Source organism: Gottfriedia endophytica (assembly GCF_017814275.1).
GTDB classification, from domain to species: domain Bacteria; phylum Bacillota; class Bacilli; order Bacillales; family Bacillaceae_G; genus Gottfriedia; species Gottfriedia endophytica.
Window position 1 is genome coordinate 251,056 of the sequence record NZ_JAGIYQ010000001.1, and the last position, 17,059, is coordinate 268,114.

The window sequence follows — 17,059 nt, forward strand, 5'->3', positions numbered from 1 at the left end:
TACTACGTCAAGAAGGCATATGACCTTTTCTCTGTTTCAAATACCGAATAAATGAAATCCCAATTACTAATGTAGGTACCGAAATTAACAATCCTAGAATCCCACCAATTTCGCCGCCGACTAATAACGTAAACATAATGATAATTGGATGAATGTGAACTGACTTTCCAATGATAAATGGTGATAATACGTTACTTTCAATAATTTGTAAAACGATTATGATAATCGCTACCCTTACTACCATGCTATAGCTTATTGAAAGAGCTAAAAATAAAGCAGGAATCGCACCAATAATCGGCCCGAAATATGGAATTAAATCGGTTATCCCAATAAATAATCCTAAAACTAGCGCAAATTTCATTCGAAAAATCCAAAAGAAAATGGTTGCAAAAATAAACAAAAGAAAACAAACGAGTACCTGTCCTCTTATATACTTTCCAAACGTTAAATCTAATTGATGAGTTAATTCTACTGTTTCATTTCTCCATTTTCTTGGTACAAGTTTTAATAATAGGCGAGATAAAAATTTATAATCTTTCAAAAAATAAAACACAATGACTGGAATGAGAACAATAAAAAGAAAATTATTTATAAGATGCTTTGCCATTTCCCCTGATTTGTCCACTGTGCTTATAGCCCATTTCTCTGCACCATTAATCATTAAATCAATTCGCTGATGTAAAAAATGTGGCATTCGAGAAGTATTCACATTGATTTTATTGATAAACAAATCATAAAGTGCCATAATCCTTGGAAATGATTTTAATATTTCATTCCATTGCTCTCTTAATACTGGAAGTAGTAAATATATACCTAAAGCAATTCCTCCAAAAAAAAGAAAATAGATTAACAAAATAGCATATCCACGTTTCATCCCTTTTTTATGGATAAATTGGATTAAAGGATGCAATAAATAAGATATGACAAATGCAATGACAAACGGAATAATTGCTTTACATATTCCGTTTATAATCGGTAAATAAACGGGTTTTAAATAATAAAATACAATACAAACTAATCCGATTAATAATAACAAACAAAGCCGGTAAATCCACTTTATTTTTAGGTTCTCCATCATAAACCCTCCATACAGTTTTAGTATGAAGGGTTTTTCCAATTTTTATGTAATAAAAGATTTTCAGGTAAAGTTACGTAACATGACAAAGCACATGTCCAGTATTAGGACATGTGCTTATTTCAGTTTTACCCCGCATTAACGGGCAGTAAGACTCCTATCTCAAGATTCAAAGTGAAACGAAGAAAATAGGTGGGCGATAACTGCCCGTAAAAGCCCGATTGGTTCAACTAACCATCAGTGGGGAATGAACCCCCATTGATGGAAGATTCACTTTATTTGAGCCCTTAGAACAAATTATTGATTGCTCTTCTCATCTTACGTCTATTTCTACGTGAAAGTAGATCGTTGTCCTTTGCAATTTTATATGCAAGCATTCCAGCTCCAATGCTAAACCCAAGTAAAGTTCTCCCCACGAATCGCACCCCCTATAATATGAGTTTGCGGTCCTCTTCATTAAATAAATCATCTAATGAACTGAGTGTTCCATCTTCTTCAACTTGGTGGGTGTAAATTAGTCCTTTATTGATGGTTAGCTCGATATAACATCCCCAGCAATAATACTGATTTACACCAATTTTCCCCAAGTCTTTACTTTGACAATTTGGACATCTCAAGCAAATCGCTCCTTTTATTCTTAAAAAGAATATTATTAAAGCATTTTGCCCAAATTGTGGAACATTCATACTGTTGCGATGGACCGTCTTGCATTTATAGTATGAGTTTAATCCATAAAATCATAAGGAGTAAGATTTGGTAAGTCATCATGTAAAGGAAACGGTAAGTCATTTTCTAAATTGAATTCCTCACTAGTTATTCCTTGTAACTTCATTTGCAATGTGGTTTGGCGTTGGCCATCTTCTGTTCGTTTGATCCCTTGAACAAAAGCATCTGGCTCACCGCATAAAATTAAAAACTTTTTACTACGTGTAACTGCCGTGTAAATTAGATTTCTACGTAGCATTCTGTAATAGCCTTTCACAATCGGAAGCACAATAATATCAAATTCACTTCCTTGTGATTTATGGATTGAGCAACAGTAAGCTAACGTTAATTGAGAAAAGTCAGGTCTAGTATACGTCACTTCATTTCCTTCAAACGAAACGATAATAATATCCTGTTGTTCAACATTTTCTTTTGCATAAAAGATGTTTATGATTTCACCCATGTCACCATTAAACACGTTGTTTTCAGGAACATTAACAAGCTGTAAAACCTTATCCCCCACACGAAAACTCGTCTCACCGAATAACATTTCACGTTGCTTTTCTTTTTTCGGATTAAACACTTCTTGTAGTGATTTATTCAGTGCATCAATACCTGCAGGGCCTTTATACATTGGTGCTAAAACTTGTATATCTCGAACTGGAAATCCTTTTTGGTTCGCATTCGCACAGACTTTATTGACAACTTCAACAACCTGCCCGCTGTTACATCCAATAAATGAACGGTCTTTTCGTTGTTCAAACAAATCATCCGATATAACCCCATCCTTTATATAATGAGCTAATGTAATGATTGAAGAATCCTCAGATTGCCTGTAAATATCTTTTAATTTTACAGTTGGTACTGTTCCTGAGTTCAGTAAGTCCTTTAAAACTTGTCCTGGTCCAACTGATGGCAATTGATCTTCATCACCAACGAAAATAATTTGACAACTAGTAGGAATCGATTTAAGTAGTTGATTTGCAAGCCATACATCTACCATCGAAAACTCATCAATAATCAATAACTTACCATTTAATGGATTATCTTCATGATGTGTAAATTCACCTTCCCTGGTCCATCCGAGCAATCTGTGAAGCGTGCTTGCAGGTAGTCCAGTTGCTTCACTCATTCGCTTTGCTGCTCGTCCTGTTGGAGCTGCTAATAAAAACGGAAATGGTTCGTCCTTTGGATAGGAATGTGGATCTAATGAAATGTCGTTGATTGTGGAAAATAGATTTACAATCCCTTTAATAACAGTAGTTTTTCCTGTACCAGGTCCCCCAGTTAACATCATGATTGGTGATTCCATGGCTTTCTTAATTGCTTCCGCCTGTGAAGGTGCATAAGTAACCTTCATTTTCTCTTCAAGTTCTTTTCGTTCCTTTTCAAAACGAGAATCTGTCATCTCTCCAATATCTGGTGCTTCACTTAACAATTTATGAATTGATGAAACAATCCCCTTTTCTGCATAATAAAGGGCAGCTAAGTAAATTCTTTCATCTTCTGAAACAAGCTTCCCATCTGATACTAGGCGATTCATTTCCTTTATCACGTCTACATTTTCAACAAGTTCTGAATCTGATTTCATCAAAATACGTCTTGTCTCATCAATTAATTGATCTTGAAAAACATATACATGGCCATCTTGTAATGACAAGTGCTCTAGTATGTAAATACATGCCGCACGAATTCGGTCAGGATGATTTCCAGTAAGACCAATTGCACGACCAATTTCATCTGCTCGTCCAAAGCCAATTCCATCAACATCTTCAATCATTTTAAATGGATTCTTTCGAATAACATCTAACGTTGATTCTTGATAAGTTTTATATATTTTGATTGATAATGCCGGTCCAATTCCGTAGCTACTTAAAAAGCTCATAACTTTTTCTAGACCTTGATGAGATAAAATTGTTTCATATATGTCTTTTGCTTTTGCTTTTGGAAGCTGCGGTACTCCTTCTAAACTTGTTTGATCATCTAGAATTTTATTAATGGCTCCTTCTCCAAGATGTTCAACAATTCGTTCAGCAGTTTTTTTACCGATACCTTTAAACAAATCACTCGATAAATATTGGATAACCCCTTTTTTTGTTGAAGGCAGCTCTTTTTCATAAGAAGTAACTTGAAATTGCTTTCCGTACCTTGGATGGTCCTTTAACATCCCTTTGAATAGATAGGTTTCATCTTCATTCATTCTTGGGATGTTTCCTGTAACCGTCAATTCCTTTTCAATATTCCCTAAATTTGTATCAGCGACATTTACTTTTGCCACCGTATAGAAATTTTCAGCATTATAAAAGATGATGGTCGTCACGTGACCTTTTACATAAGGTATATCATCCTCAAATAAATTAAGTTCACTTTGCATTCCACTCACCCCTTTTTACTTCAAAATTAGTCTCCTTGTTCAATTACATTTAGAGCATGCATTGCTAACATATGATTTTCTTGCGATTCAATCGCCTTCTTAAAATGGTTTTTTGCACCCTCTAAATCATCTTGATACATTTTAATTATTCCTAAATTATAGTGTGCATCTGCATGTGTATCATCCATCGATAAAACTTGCAATAATTTTTCTTCAGCTTGATCTAATACTTCTAATTTTGCTAAACATAAGCCATATTGAAAAACAGCTTCAATGTCTTCTGGATTTAGTTCAATTGCTCTTTGGAAGAAAGGCAGAGCGAATCGATCTTCTCCATTATTCACACAGCAAAGTCCAATCATGAAATGAACATCACTTTCATCCATTCCTAATTTCACACAATGTTGAAAATGTTTCTTTGCTAATTCATATTTCCCATCTTCAAAATATACATTTCCTACCATGTAATGGGCTGGAGCTAGCTCAGCATCTAACTCAAGTGCCTTTTCAAAAAAACGACAAGCACGTTCTACATCTTGAATCTCTAATAACAGCTGTCCAAAATTAAGATAGGCAAGTGCATTTGTTGGATTTTCTTCAATCTCTTTTGTTAAATGACTTGCTGCTTCTTCTAAATTTCCTTCTTGTAATGCTTTCACGCCTAATTCAAAGTTGTTCATCTTTTCACCTCGTACATTTTTCCTTATATAAATGTAACAAAAGATAAACAATTAAGGAAGGTGAAAATCCATGATTTAACTTTCTTTAAGAATGTATTTAGTAAAAGTTTATCTAAATTTTTTTAGGTTGTTTTCGTAAAATTTGTTGCTATTTTAGAATGCGTTAGTTGATTACAACTCCAGGTTGCTCCCTTTCCGCGTGGCGTGAGCTAGCCTCCTCGGCAAGCCTTCGGGGTATCACTCTTCCCGCTATTCCCACAGGAGTCGCGCACCTTACATTGTAATCAACTTCTGTATTTATATTAAAGTAAAATGTTGATATTTAACCATAATAAACCCTCCTTAGCGAAAAGCGGGTTTATTGAGCTAACGTACCAATTGTAGCCTAATAACGAATTTATAGAATGATCAGGCAGTTGTCTCTAACCCATTCTTGGTTTCTGCAGAAAATGTAAAGGAATAGAATGTTGATAAGAAATGATCAACATGGGAAGAATCTTATACATTGGAAACTCCTTTTATTCAATACAAAATGGTTTCGTCGCCATCAAGAAAGGTGATGACAATATGACCTCCTCATTTATTCCCCCAGATGATTCGGGCAGCTTTTTCGCAGCGGTAAAAGGGCAAAACGGACTAAAGGCGAAACAACCTCTACTCGTCCTATGGGGACAAAAGGGAACTGTCGGACAATTATTTGACGTTCTTAATCTATGGAGAAAGTATGCAGCTAATAATGCGGGATACTCGCTACCGTGCGGTCACCTCATACCGGAGGAGGACCCACAGGGTCTACTAAATGCACTAAACCATTTTCTCCGTGTTTGAGCTCCTTAGCTCATTGCACAGATGCTTTTTTGGATTATTGCTCTAACCTGCCATTTATTAAAAGAGAGGATGATCAATTAATGATCATCCTCTCTTTGTTGTAGAACTATCGTATGCGTTTAGTTCAATAAGAATATCATGAATTATTTAAGTGAACTGAAATAAATTTCCTAAAGTAAGTACTATTGCGATAATATCGATAAACCTACTGATATTATTAAAGTAAATACGCTTCTTATTTTACTTCTCAAGGTAAAAGCTCCTACAAATCCTATTAATCCAGTAATAATCGTTATAAAACACAATGATAAGACAAGATTTAATGGATTATAACTTAATGTATCTATAGGTAATTTAAGCTTTTTAGGGAAGTATTAGAAATTAAGAATAGTTCCATACAAACCAAAGAAATTTTTTCGTGGGTAATGAATACATATTTCAGATATCAAGAATTTTTGTGAACACGAAATTTTAATGTCAGTATCAGGATGATAACAGTCGGTACAAATGTCACAATATTCGTTAGAAGTACGGCAATATCTTTAATCATCAGTCCATAAATAATCCAGAAAAATACCCCTAACGTACACAAACAATACATGGGTATCGATATATCATGAGTCCTTTTTGTTTTAATGACTTTGTATGCTTGAGGTATAAAAGAACAGCTGGTAAGTATGCCAGCAATCACTCCTAATAATGTAATAGTCATAAAATTCCTCCTACTGTGATTCTATTGTTATAGTGGACTCTTAATCACCTGCTTTTCAGCCTATTTTTACAACTGAAATTAAATCCGCCTGTTACAAGTTGTACAGGCGGGTAGATTTGGTGGCTAAGAAGCAATGTAACTAAATCATGTGTTGCAATAGCATTTATAACTAGGAGTAGCGTACATATTTCGCGGAAAGACACATACTCAGGTGAAATAACTAACATTACAAATAATACATTATTAGTTAAAACCGTGTATCCCAACATCCACAAAACGGATCTATCGGGCTCTTTCCTTTAAATTCGGATTCCCCCGTTAACTTCTTATAAAGATAATCAATAATGTTTTCGTTTGCGTGATAACAGTTAATCATAACTGGGACTCTCGGGATATCGAATAAATGATATGGGTTGCCCAAAGAAATAAAAATAGTAGGAACTTCCTGAATGAACCATGGTAAGTCACCCGCAAGCATCGGCGACCAATGCAGCCGCAAATTAGGCTTTAGCATACCGGAAGAAATGTTCGCCAAATAAATAACAAGGTCATATTGTTCTTTTATTGTGTAAGTAGGAGCCATAAATGATGCTCCAAAGTTTTGATTTGGATCAAAGAGAACCACCTCAAACCCATTTTTTCGTAACTTATCTGCAAAGCTCTCAGTGTAGGAATTTGAGTAGAAACCTTCTGCTTTTAACTGAGAATTTATGTTTTCTATAGGAATTAACAAAACTCTTCTATATTGATTAGTGGATATAGGCAGTAATTGTTTTGTATCTTTTACCAGGGTAATGGATTCATCTGCTGCAATGGATGCCCACTGCTTATGTTCTTGACAGCCGAGTACCTTAAGCTCTTCTTCTCTCGGAATTAGCGCAGCGGCTTCTTTTTTATTAAGACCAAGAGATGCTTTTAAGGCCAACACTCTCGTTGCTGCTTCCTCTACTCTTTCCATCGTCAACAGTCCGTTTTCAAGGCCCTTCATCATGAATTCAAAGTCCTCTTGTATATCTCGGTTAAAGAGGAAAACATCACAGCCCGCTTCGATTGTTAAAGGAACTGCTTCTTCTCTACTTTTAGCCATTGCGAACCCAGCCATCATGGTAGAGTCAGAGACAATAACACCATTAAATTGCAGTTGTTCTCTTAGTAAATCCTGTAGCAGTTCTTTAGATAGAGTAGCCGGCATGATTTCTTCTTCCTTAATATCAGGACGAAGCTTTCTGGAATAATGAGGGAGCATAATATGTCCAGGCATAATCGTTTTTGTACCTGCCTTAATTAATTCCTTAAAAATAATACCATAAGTACGATCCCACTCCTCTACAGTGAGAGAGTTAACTGAAGTCACTAGATGGTGATCTCTTTCATCCACACCGTCTCCTGGAAAATGCTTAACAGATGCCGCTAGTCCGTTTTCTTGCAAGGCTTGTACATACTCTTTGCTCATTTTTATAATTGTGGAGACATCTGAACCAAAGGTACGAATATTAGTAATAGGATTTCGAAAGTTTACATCAATATCTACTACAGGTGCAAAAGACCAGTTACAGCCGACAGCACTGCCCTCTTTAGCTGCAATCTCCCCTAACTTATATGCTATTTCTGTGTTTCCTGTTGCTGCTACCTGCATGGGATTAGCAAATACTGTTCCATCCAATGCAATGCCATTTCCTCCGGCCTCTAGGTTTGCCGCAAGAAGTAGAGGAATAGCGGATTGCTCTTGCAAGAAACGATGAATATCCTGAATCGTCTCCCCCTTATCCGGTCTAAACATAAATCCACCGGGCTTATATGTATCTAAAGTTTCTTTTAAAAGCTCTTTGTCCTTAAACGTGCCATGAAGGCAGAAAAGTTGTCCGACTTTTTCTTCAGTAGTCATAGAGGATAAGGTTTTGTTCACCCATGCAATATCTTGATCTGTTAAATAAAATGGATTTCCTTTTAAATTCATCATTGTATTCCTCTCCTATCTCTTTTATAAATTGTTATTTAATGAAAATTTTCACTGAACATTAGTCAAAGTCTTAGCTTTAGTGAGATTATTTTCCCGTTTTATTTTGATTTCAGTTAAAATCTTCTCATAAGTCTTTTCTGTTAACTGATATTTAATGAGCGGCACAACAGAGATTAGTAACAAGATTCCTGGAATAATCGTATATAATAGCTGCATCCACACCATCGTTGAACCTGCTTGAGTTTGATTAGGGATATAACCAATACCAGAAAGCATATATGCTCCTATTCCTCCCCCAATCGCCCCTGCGAATTTAGAGCGGAAGGTGTTAGTTGCAAATACCGTTCCCTCTGCCCGTTTTCCAGTTTTCCATTCGCCGTATTCCACACAATCGGCAATCATAGCACTCATCGTAATCGTCGCTATCCCAAAAAACAAAGAACCTAGAATAGATAGAATAAAGAATGGAACCATACTATTACCTACAAAGAATAAAGCAATTCCCGACACACCGGAACCAACAAGTCCGATGATAGTCGTTTTCTTTTTCCCAAAGCGCTTCGACATCATCGGTATAAACATGGCTCCTATTAATATTGGCACTATGTTAACCAAAGAAAATAGAGGGAAAAGATTTTCTGCATGTAAATAATATTTGAAATAGTAGATACCGAAAGCACCTTTGAATTTTGTAATGGTATCTTCCAATAACATTGTCAACAATAACATCAGAAGCGGCTGGTTCAATTTGATGACGCGAAAAGCATCTCTAAGCGTAAACTTTTCATTTCGTGTTATTGTTACTTGTTCTTTTACGTTGAAAAATGTAGTCCAAAAGAAGACGACACATAATACTGCATAGATCAAGCTGACAAGGAACCAACTGTTAGATGCTTTAACAAGCGGTAAGGTAAAGACACTTACAACTAATCCACCGATAATTGCCATTACCCGGGGCACCATCACCACTTTTGTCCGTTCCTTTGGATCGTCTGTGATAGCAGCTGTCATAGACCAATACGGAACATCTACCACAGAGTAGCTCATTCCCCACATGATATACGTTACATATGCGTAAATAATCTTGGTTTCGGGACTGACATTAGGCTGTAAAAAGCAAAGAACCGTAAGACCGGCCATAATAACCGGGGCAATCAGAAGATACGGTCTAAACTTTCCCCATCTGGACTTTGTATTATCTACAATGACGCCCATAATAGGATCCATTAAAGCATCCCATATTCGTGCTACAAGAAATAATGTCCCTACAGCAGCTGCCGAAATCCCAAAGTAATCGGTATAAAAAAGCATTAAATAACCAAGCATTAATCCCCAAATCAAATTCGACCCAAGACTCCCTAGCCCGTAAGAAAGAACTGTTTTTGTAGAAACCTTCATTTTTGCCACCTCATAATCGTATTTAAACTGATGTTAGCTAAATCCAATTGATCTACTGCTGTTTTTTATTTTTTATACTTTTTTGATACGTTTCTTTGAGGCCAGGATTTCACACCTCTTCCAAGTAAAGTTGCTGTAAACGTGAACGTATATCTGCTGTTACACCTAGTCCTTCTTTTAGATAGGTTTCAATTGAGCCATAGCTATTTTCGGCTTCGTCCAATGCTGCTTTAAGATAGGATGATTTTACGGACATAGATTCCTTGAGATAATCAAATTCATCTTTATTTGGAAACATCGTATTCATTATTTCCAGTATTTTTTTGTTCTCTTCGATTCGATTGTTATTACTTTGCAAATAGTCCTCAAAAATTTGCTCCATTGGTACTTCAAGTATTATTAGTAAAACAGCTGCAGCAAAGCCAGTTCGATCTTTACCAGCCGTACAATGCCAAAGAAATGGGCGCCCATCAGCCTCAATTGCCAAATCTATAAATTGTCTAAAAGCTTTCTTAGAGGTAGTATCCCTTATAAAATTACGGTTGACGTTTTCTAAAAAACCTCCTGATTGACCAGATTCTAAAATTTTCTTAAGGGCAACCATCATTTCATCTTGATTCATGGATCCCCCTATAGCTTGTATATTGACGTACTTAGTATTTTTAATAATCGGGTTCGGTTTAGCTTCTATTTCTTGTTTAGAACGAAAATCTATAATGTAACTTAGCCCAATAGATTGGACAAAATGAAGATCCTCACTATTCAATTGAGCTAGTTCTCCTGAACGAAAAAGTCGGTTCTCAATTATTTTTCGTCCATCCTTTGTTCTATAACCCGCAATAGGTCTAAAATTAGTACGACTTTCTAACGTTTGCTTATCTTTTATATTCATCCCCAGTTCTCCTCCAGTTGATTAAATTTTGATAATGTTTCCTTTTTGGTTGATCGTCCCCTCCAAAACACTTACATAGTATAATTGTGTGTTTACCACTAGTAAATACAATTTAAATTATAGTTACCCTTTTTTAATTAAGTGTATTTATCTTGTTAATGAATTGTAAATCTTTCAAAAAAAAAGGATGCCATCTCTTTTAAAGACAACACCCTTTTTTATTTATTTCATTGGTTTTATGTATGTTAAGATCATATTAACCATCTGTTCAAGTATCAAGTCTGGATCAATACCTTGATCGTATTTTAAAATTTTTCCTCTTAAAGCCATACGTTGAATTGTCGCACTCGTTATATTGCTAATTGTAAATTGCAGAGTCCTCAATTCAATATCATTTCGAATTGATCCATCCTGAATGCCTTCTAAGAGTATGTTTTTAAAGTGTGCCCGACCTTTTTTTAATAAATCTAAAAATGCATTTTCCAATTCAGGAGTGGGGTAATGGTCACGATAATGCATATCAAATAAACCAATGAAACTTATTGAAGCTTTATCAGTTTTTAAAGTCTCAATTTGAATTCGGAGAACATACTCCATTTTTTCCCATCCGTTTTTCCCTTTTGTCATCCAATTTTTATCCTTTTCAATAAACTCCTCAAGTATTTTCATTTGTACTGCAAAAATGACTTCATCTATTGATTTATAATATTTATAAAAGGTAACCTTGCTAATCCCACACTGCTTTACGATATCGTTTAACTTTACAACTCCTAATCCTTTTTCAAGAAATAATTGCTGAGCTGCAGTAAGGATTTCTTCTTTACGATTATTTCTGTGCTTCTCTAATTGCTCTTTCCACTGCTGATTCATTTAATTCCCCCCCTAACTCTAAACTCCTAGACATTTTATCATGTTTAAATTGTATTAACTAGTAGTTAACTGAACTTAATCGATGTACTTTTTAAGCTGCCATTAATGTCCAACGTGTATAGTATGTGGTGCTTTTATTTTTCACTACAGAAGCATAGAAGCTATACCGCTAGTTAGCAAAATAAAAAGTGGACTACCGAAGCAGCCCATCGTTGTTCAACTGCCATTTAGCACAATAAAGAAGGTCTGCTGTTACAGACCTTCTTTATATTCAATATGAATTTCAAAACAAATATAGTGTTGGACTGTTTATCTGACTATTTTACTTATTCACTTATTTCGTTATTTCTCGCTAATATCCAACCACTAAGACCGGGTAGGCTGATCCCCCGCAAGCTTGCCGAGGAAGCTCAGCTCTCGCCCCACGGAAAGGGAGCATCCTGGGGTTTTAATCAACTCATGCATACTAAAATAAAAAATAAAAACAACCTTAGCCCAAGGTTACGGACAAAGGTTGCATATTTTTTACATTCAATTTTGATTAATGGAATGTATTATTCATATTCATATTCTGGCTTAGTAATTGATTAGTCTTTTGTTGCGTATCTGTACAAGTAGTTATTTGGCTTTGGATCTCAGGATACACTGTTGGAGAAGAAGTATCATACATACCATACTGTGCCATGAACTGATATAGCTCTCCTTGGAGTTTTAAAGTATCCATAGTTAAATCTTGAAATACACTTCTAACAGTTTCACAATTTGATTCAGTTGTAGCTGTCGTATATTCACGGCCAACTCTTTTTAAATCCGCCAAAACAATATATAGTAAATCTTCGTCTTGCAAAACAGATTGTACCATGTTCTACCTCCTTTTTATTGTCTATGTTGATTAAACTGTTGGTTATATGGCTGCATGTTTTGTTGATTAAACTGCTGGATATGTGGTTGCATTTGTTGTTGTTGTTGAGTTGATAAAGCTTGAGCTTCTTCTAAAGTTTTTGGCGCAATGTCCAAGTGCTGCGATAAAAGACCCATTAATTTTTGATTGTGTTGTTGTAAACTTGTCGTTAATTTACTAACCTCTTGTTTAACTAATGGATTGTTTGTGTGGATAAAAGCATTGATACACTGTTTAATTAATAAGTCTTCATTTGACAAAGAATCTACTATGTACTCCAATTCTTTACCTGTTAATGGTTTCATAAATACCCTCCTTTTCAATTTTATTATCCCTAGCTATTTTAAAACGATACACAAATCAATTAAATTTAAGAAATAAAAATAGACTGTTTTCGTATACATTGTTGCTATTTCAGTATGTGTAGATTTCCACTCCAGGATGCTCGCTTTCCTAGGGGCGTGAGCTGAGCCTCCTCGTCGCATACGCTCCTGCGGGGTCTCAGCCTTCCCGCATCTCCCACAGGAGTCGAGCACCCTTCCGTTCCAATCAACTTCTGTCTTATAAATTATAAAACCGAAAAGCAACAATCTTTAAAAAGAGCCTAAAAAAGATATAAAATGCAATCAAAAAAGCTGTTTCTCAGTTTAAGGAAACAGCATTCACTCATTTGCTTTAAGTTTTTTTACACGTTCAGAAAGTATGTATTTAACATCCTTAATATCTTCAACATTTCGTTTCGCCATGAATAAATAGCATAATGAAGCCGGGATGATAAACAAAAGTAACGAAGATAGAGTATAGATATAACTTTGTTGTTGGTTTAAATAACTTGAAAATAATGGTAATAATAAACCTACTCCAATATTTCCAATTGTTCTACCTATACTGCTCATTAAATTACCTATACTGAATACAACTCCGCGATGTTCAGGTAAATTCACATCCGTAATTAACGCTAACCAATTTGGTGTATTTGCAGACTGCACAGCAGATGCAACAAATGATATTACTAGCAATATAAACATCCAGTGATTGAAAAAAATTTGTTTCAGTAGCATCAATAAAATCAAAATTGAATCATGATTTGCAGGTAATTCTAAATTTTTCATCGGTAAACTAAATAACAAAAAATAAAAAGGAATCATTAGAAAAAGTACACAGCCTGTAAAAATCGCTCTACCCTTTAATGTTTTTCTTTGAATTTTATCACCTATGTAACCAAAATAAGTAGATGTTAATCCTCCTATTTGAAAAATACCATAAAGAAAACTCGCTGCAATAATTGCAGTTTTTGAAGGGAATCCTAAACCTTCTATTTTTGATATGTACAATGTAGGTATCCAAATTAAACTTCCAATTGTAATATTGAGGAATAATGCCTGTAAAAATAAAAATACATTACTCTTTTTAAGACCAACCTCTTTAATCTGTGAAAATGTAAATTTATGCTCGTAAATTCCACCTTTGTCTAATAGAGGTTTTAATTCAGGCTCTGTCTTTCCTACACTAGGTACTTCTATAAATAAATAACAAATCAACAATACGAGGCCAATTACTCCTAAGATAAAGAATGGTGTTCTCCAACTGATTGAAGTTCCAATAATTGATGCAACAATTGCCCCGATGATTCCTCCAAAACCTTGAGACATTCCCCAAAAGCTCAGAATCATCCCTCTACGCTCCACGGAAATACTATCTGTTAACACACTAAATCCGATTGATGAAATACATCCTAATCCAATACCCGTAAAGAATTGACAAAGTAACATTTGTGAAAAACTTTGTACATACGATGTTGCAAAAACTGATAAAACCCAGATTCCAGTACCTATTATTAATAAAACCTTTGAATTAAACTTTCCTCCTATCGCTCCCCATAAAACAGCAGAAAAGGATGTTACAATTATCGTTATTCCTGATACGAACCCCATTTGCGAGATACTTATGTTTAAGTCACTCGAAATGATTGAAAATAATGGTGGGAACAGACCTACTACAATATGTTCAAAAGCTGCTAAACAAACTAAAACACAAATCGTATAAATTGTTTTTACTTGCACTAAATCTTAGCCCCTCACTTACTTTTTAATTTATAGTCTACCAAATCTCATTCTTTTAGTAAAAATCCTTGAACTTTATCTATCATATCATTAATAATATTAAATTTTTGTAAGTTATTTATTATAATTCGCTAAATTTTCAAATAATTATTTGTTGTTTCGTCCTCTTTCATCTACAATAAGAACAACAACATTAAAATAATCTCACACATAATTTTGATGAAATGCGAGGGGACATCGTGCCGAAAAAACTATTAATTATTTCTTCTGACTTTACAGGTCATGGTCACAAAAGTATTACAGAAGCATTAAAAGAAAAATTAGAAATAGAAGAAAATTTAAGTATACATGTTGTCGATGGTTTTTCTTTAGGAGGAACATTACTAGCAAAAATAGGTAAATCATATGGCCCTATTACAAGGCACTCAGAATTTCTGTGGAAAGCGATATTTGATTTCTCTGCTCAAAAACCTTCTTTTATCAATTCATTAATTCGATGGAAAATAGAAACTAATTTTGTGAAACTTTTAGATGAAGTAAAACCTGATATTATTTTAACTGTACATCCAAATTTTAATGGAAGCATTTTAGACATACTGGATAAACACGGTTATAAAATCCCATTTATTACGTTAATCGCTGATTTAGTTAGCATATCCCCACTTTGGGCAGATCCAAGAGCAGACTATGTTATCAGTCCAACTAAAGAAGCAAAAGAAATTTGCATTCAATATGGTGTACCAGAAAACAATATTAAAATAACTGGCTTTCCTGTTCGATCAAGATTTTATAAAGATTCAGAGAATCCCTCTTATCTAACGAACAAAGACCCAAGTAGTCCAATAGAGTGTTTACTTATGGGTGGTGGAGAAGGTGCCGGAAATATGGAAAAAATTGCTCAGACCTTACTTCAAAATTTTGATTGTCATATAAAAATTGTCGCAGGACGCAATGTAACATTAAAGGAAAAACTTGAGCAATCCTTAATGAAAAATTATAGTGACCGAGTTACAATATTAGGTTTTACAGATGCCATTCAAGAATTAATGTTTTCATCTGATATTGCTTTTACCCGAGGAAGTCCCAATGTCATGATGGAATCTGTTGCTAGCAATACACCTCTTGTTATAACTGGTGCATTACCTGGCCAAGAAGAAGGAAATCCATCTTTTGCAGAAAAGCATAATTTAGGTGTTGTTTGTAAAAATCCAGTGGAATTAAAAGAAACGATTAATCTACTACTTCAAAATGATTCATCACAATTAAAAGAAATTAAGAAGGCTCAAAGAATGTTTCAAGATCCATACGTCGTGGACATCATTGTCTCGATACTTTTAGATGTTTTTGAAAATGAAAATGAAATGGCAATTTAATCCGAATCGGTCTTTTACAGAATAAAAAGAGGCTGGTAAGCCAACCTATCTCCATTTTTCAAACGGAAGATAGAATGGCTTACCTAGCCTATTTTCATTTTATTATCTTAAATAATTTAATTCTTCACCGTTTTTATATACACGATCAATCGTTCCTCCGCCTAAGCAGACATCACCATCGTAAAATACTACGGCTTGTCCTGGCGTAATTGCACGTATTTTTTCATGGCACATAATTTTTACTGTATTGTCTTCTAAAACATGAACAGTAACTTCATTATCTTCTTGACGGTATCTAAATTTAGCTGTACATGTAAAAGTTCCTTCTTTTGGCTCAGCAGTTGTCCAGCTAATATCTGTAGCAAATACTTCATTACTATACAGTAATTCGTTGTGGAAGCCTTGTTCTACAAATAAAATGTTTTTCTCAAGATTTTTCCCTACAACAAACCATGGATCACCATTTCCACCAATCCCTAAGCCATGACGTTGACCGATTGTATAATACATCAATCCATCATGCTTTCCTTTCATTTCACCAGCCATTGTTTGCATTTCTCCAGGCTGTGCTGGTAAGTAATTACTTAGAAATTCTTTGAAATTGCGTTCTCCAATAAAACAAATTCCAGTGCTATCTTTTTTCTTTGCAGTTGCAAGACCTGCTTCTTCTGCGATTTTACGAATTTCAGGTTTTGTATATTGACCTAATGGAAACATTACTTTAGATAATTGATCTTGTCCAAGTTGATTTAAGAAATAAGTTTGATCCTTATTCGCGTCAATCCCGCGAAGCATTTTAAAATCACCATCACGGAATTCTACACCTGCATAATGACCAGTTGCTAAGTAATCCGCTCCAAGTGTTAATGCATGTTCTAAGAATGCTTTAAATTTAATTTCTTTGTTACACATTACATCAGGATTTGGCGTACGTCCTTTTTTATACTCATCTAAAAAGTACGTAAACACTTTATCCCAATATTGTTTTTCAAAATTTACTGCGTAATATGGGATGCCGATTTGATTACAAACCGCAATGACATCCTCATAATCTTCTGTAGCAGTACATACACCGAATTGATCGGTATCGTCCCAGTTTTTCATGAAGATTCCTATCACATCATATCCTTGTTGTTTTAACAAATAAGCTGCAACAGATGAATCCACCCCACCAGACATACCTACAACAACTCGCGTATCTTTTGGTAATTTTCCGCTCATGGTTTCA

General features: G+C 34.8%; 15 protein-coding genes. 1 reads left to right on the forward strand and 14 read right to left on the reverse strand.

Annotated elements, in window-relative coordinates:
* Positions 1-7 precede the first annotated feature (7 nt).
* The 13 genes from J5Y03_RS01205 to J5Y03_RS01265 all read right to left on the reverse strand — a co-directional run bounded on the left by J5Y03_RS01205 (position 8) and on the right by J5Y03_RS01265 (position 14,458).
* On the reverse strand, positions 8-1,075 hold the full coding sequence (locus tag J5Y03_RS01205) for an AI-2E family transporter (protein WP_209401555.1): 1,068 nt from the start codon (positions 1,073-1,075) through the stop codon (positions 8-10).
* 287 nt (positions 1,076-1,362) lie between these two features.
* Positions 1,363-1,491, reverse strand: a complete 129-nt coding sequence (locus J5Y03_RS01210) for a DUF3918 family protein (protein ID WP_322099531.1) — start codon at positions 1,489-1,491, stop codon at positions 1,363-1,365.
* Positions 1,492-1,503: 12 nt separating this feature from the next.
* The gene (locus tag J5Y03_RS01215; RefSeq protein WP_209401557.1) at positions 1,504-1,692 is read right to left on the reverse strand and encodes a hypothetical protein; all 189 of its coding nucleotides are present in this window, start codon (positions 1,690-1,692) and stop codon (positions 1,504-1,506) included.
* Positions 1,693-1,799: 107 nt separating this feature from the next.
* Entirely contained in the window at positions 1,800-4,154 is a 2,355-nt protein-coding gene (gene recD2, locus J5Y03_RS01220) for an SF1B family DNA helicase RecD2 (RefSeq protein ID WP_209401560.1), read from the reverse strand.
* 26 nt (positions 4,155-4,180) lie between these two features.
* Positions 4,181-4,834 (reverse strand): tetratricopeptide repeat protein, encoded by a 654-nt coding sequence (locus tag J5Y03_RS01225; RefSeq protein ID WP_209401562.1) that lies wholly within the window; start codon positions 4,832-4,834, stop codon positions 4,181-4,183.
* A gap of 1,273 nt (positions 4,835-6,107) precedes the next feature.
* Positions 6,108-6,374 (reverse strand): SemiSWEET family sugar transporter, encoded by a 267-nt coding sequence (locus J5Y03_RS20165; protein ID WP_209401564.1) that lies wholly within the window; start codon positions 6,372-6,374, stop codon positions 6,108-6,110.
* Between the two features lie 247 nt (positions 6,375-6,621).
* Positions 6,622-8,334, reverse strand: coding sequence for a glycoside hydrolase family 3 protein (locus J5Y03_RS01235; protein WP_209401567.1), 1,713 nt, complete (start codon positions 8,332-8,334; stop codon positions 6,622-6,624).
* A gap of 48 nt (positions 8,335-8,382) precedes the next feature.
* Positions 8,383-9,732 (reverse strand): glycoside-pentoside-hexuronide (GPH):cation symporter, encoded by a 1,350-nt coding sequence (locus tag J5Y03_RS01240; protein ID WP_209401569.1) that lies wholly within the window; start codon positions 9,730-9,732, stop codon positions 8,383-8,385.
* A gap of 109 nt (positions 9,733-9,841) precedes the next feature.
* The gene (locus J5Y03_RS01245) at positions 9,842-10,624 is read right to left on the reverse strand and encodes a tyrosine-protein phosphatase (RefSeq protein WP_209401571.1); all 783 of its coding nucleotides are present in this window, start codon (positions 10,622-10,624) and stop codon (positions 9,842-9,844) included.
* 222 nt (positions 10,625-10,846) lie between these two features.
* On the reverse strand, positions 10,847-11,494 hold the full coding sequence (locus tag J5Y03_RS01250) for a TetR/AcrR family transcriptional regulator (protein ID WP_209401573.1): 648 nt from the start codon (positions 11,492-11,494) through the stop codon (positions 10,847-10,849).
* Between the two features lie 541 nt (positions 11,495-12,035).
* A complete protein-coding gene (locus J5Y03_RS01255) occupies positions 12,036-12,356 on the reverse strand; it encodes a spore coat protein (RefSeq protein WP_209401581.1) in 321 nt (106 codons plus the stop codon).
* 14 nt (positions 12,357-12,370) lie between these two features.
* The gene (locus J5Y03_RS01260; protein ID WP_209402222.1) at positions 12,371-12,700 is read right to left on the reverse strand and encodes a hypothetical protein; all 330 of its coding nucleotides are present in this window, start codon (positions 12,698-12,700) and stop codon (positions 12,371-12,373) included.
* Between the two features lie 357 nt (positions 12,701-13,057).
* Complete coding sequence (locus tag J5Y03_RS01265) at positions 13,058-14,458, reverse strand: MFS transporter (protein WP_209401583.1); 1,401 nt, start codon at positions 14,456-14,458, stop codon at positions 13,058-13,060.
* A gap of 239 nt (positions 14,459-14,697) precedes the next feature.
* Between J5Y03_RS01265 and J5Y03_RS01270 the strand changes: the two genes are divergently transcribed.
* Positions 14,698-15,831, forward strand: a complete 1,134-nt coding sequence (locus J5Y03_RS01270; protein ID WP_209401584.1) for an MGDG synthase family glycosyltransferase — start codon at positions 14,698-14,700, stop codon at positions 15,829-15,831.
* Positions 15,832-15,933: 102 nt separating this feature from the next.
* Here J5Y03_RS01270 and mnmA read toward each other — a convergent pair whose 3' ends face one another.
* On the reverse strand, positions 15,934-17,052 hold the full coding sequence (gene mnmA / locus J5Y03_RS01275; protein ID WP_209401586.1) for a tRNA 2-thiouridine(34) synthase MnmA: 1,119 nt from the start codon (positions 17,050-17,052) through the stop codon (positions 15,934-15,936).
* Positions 17,053-17,059 lie beyond the last annotated feature (7 nt).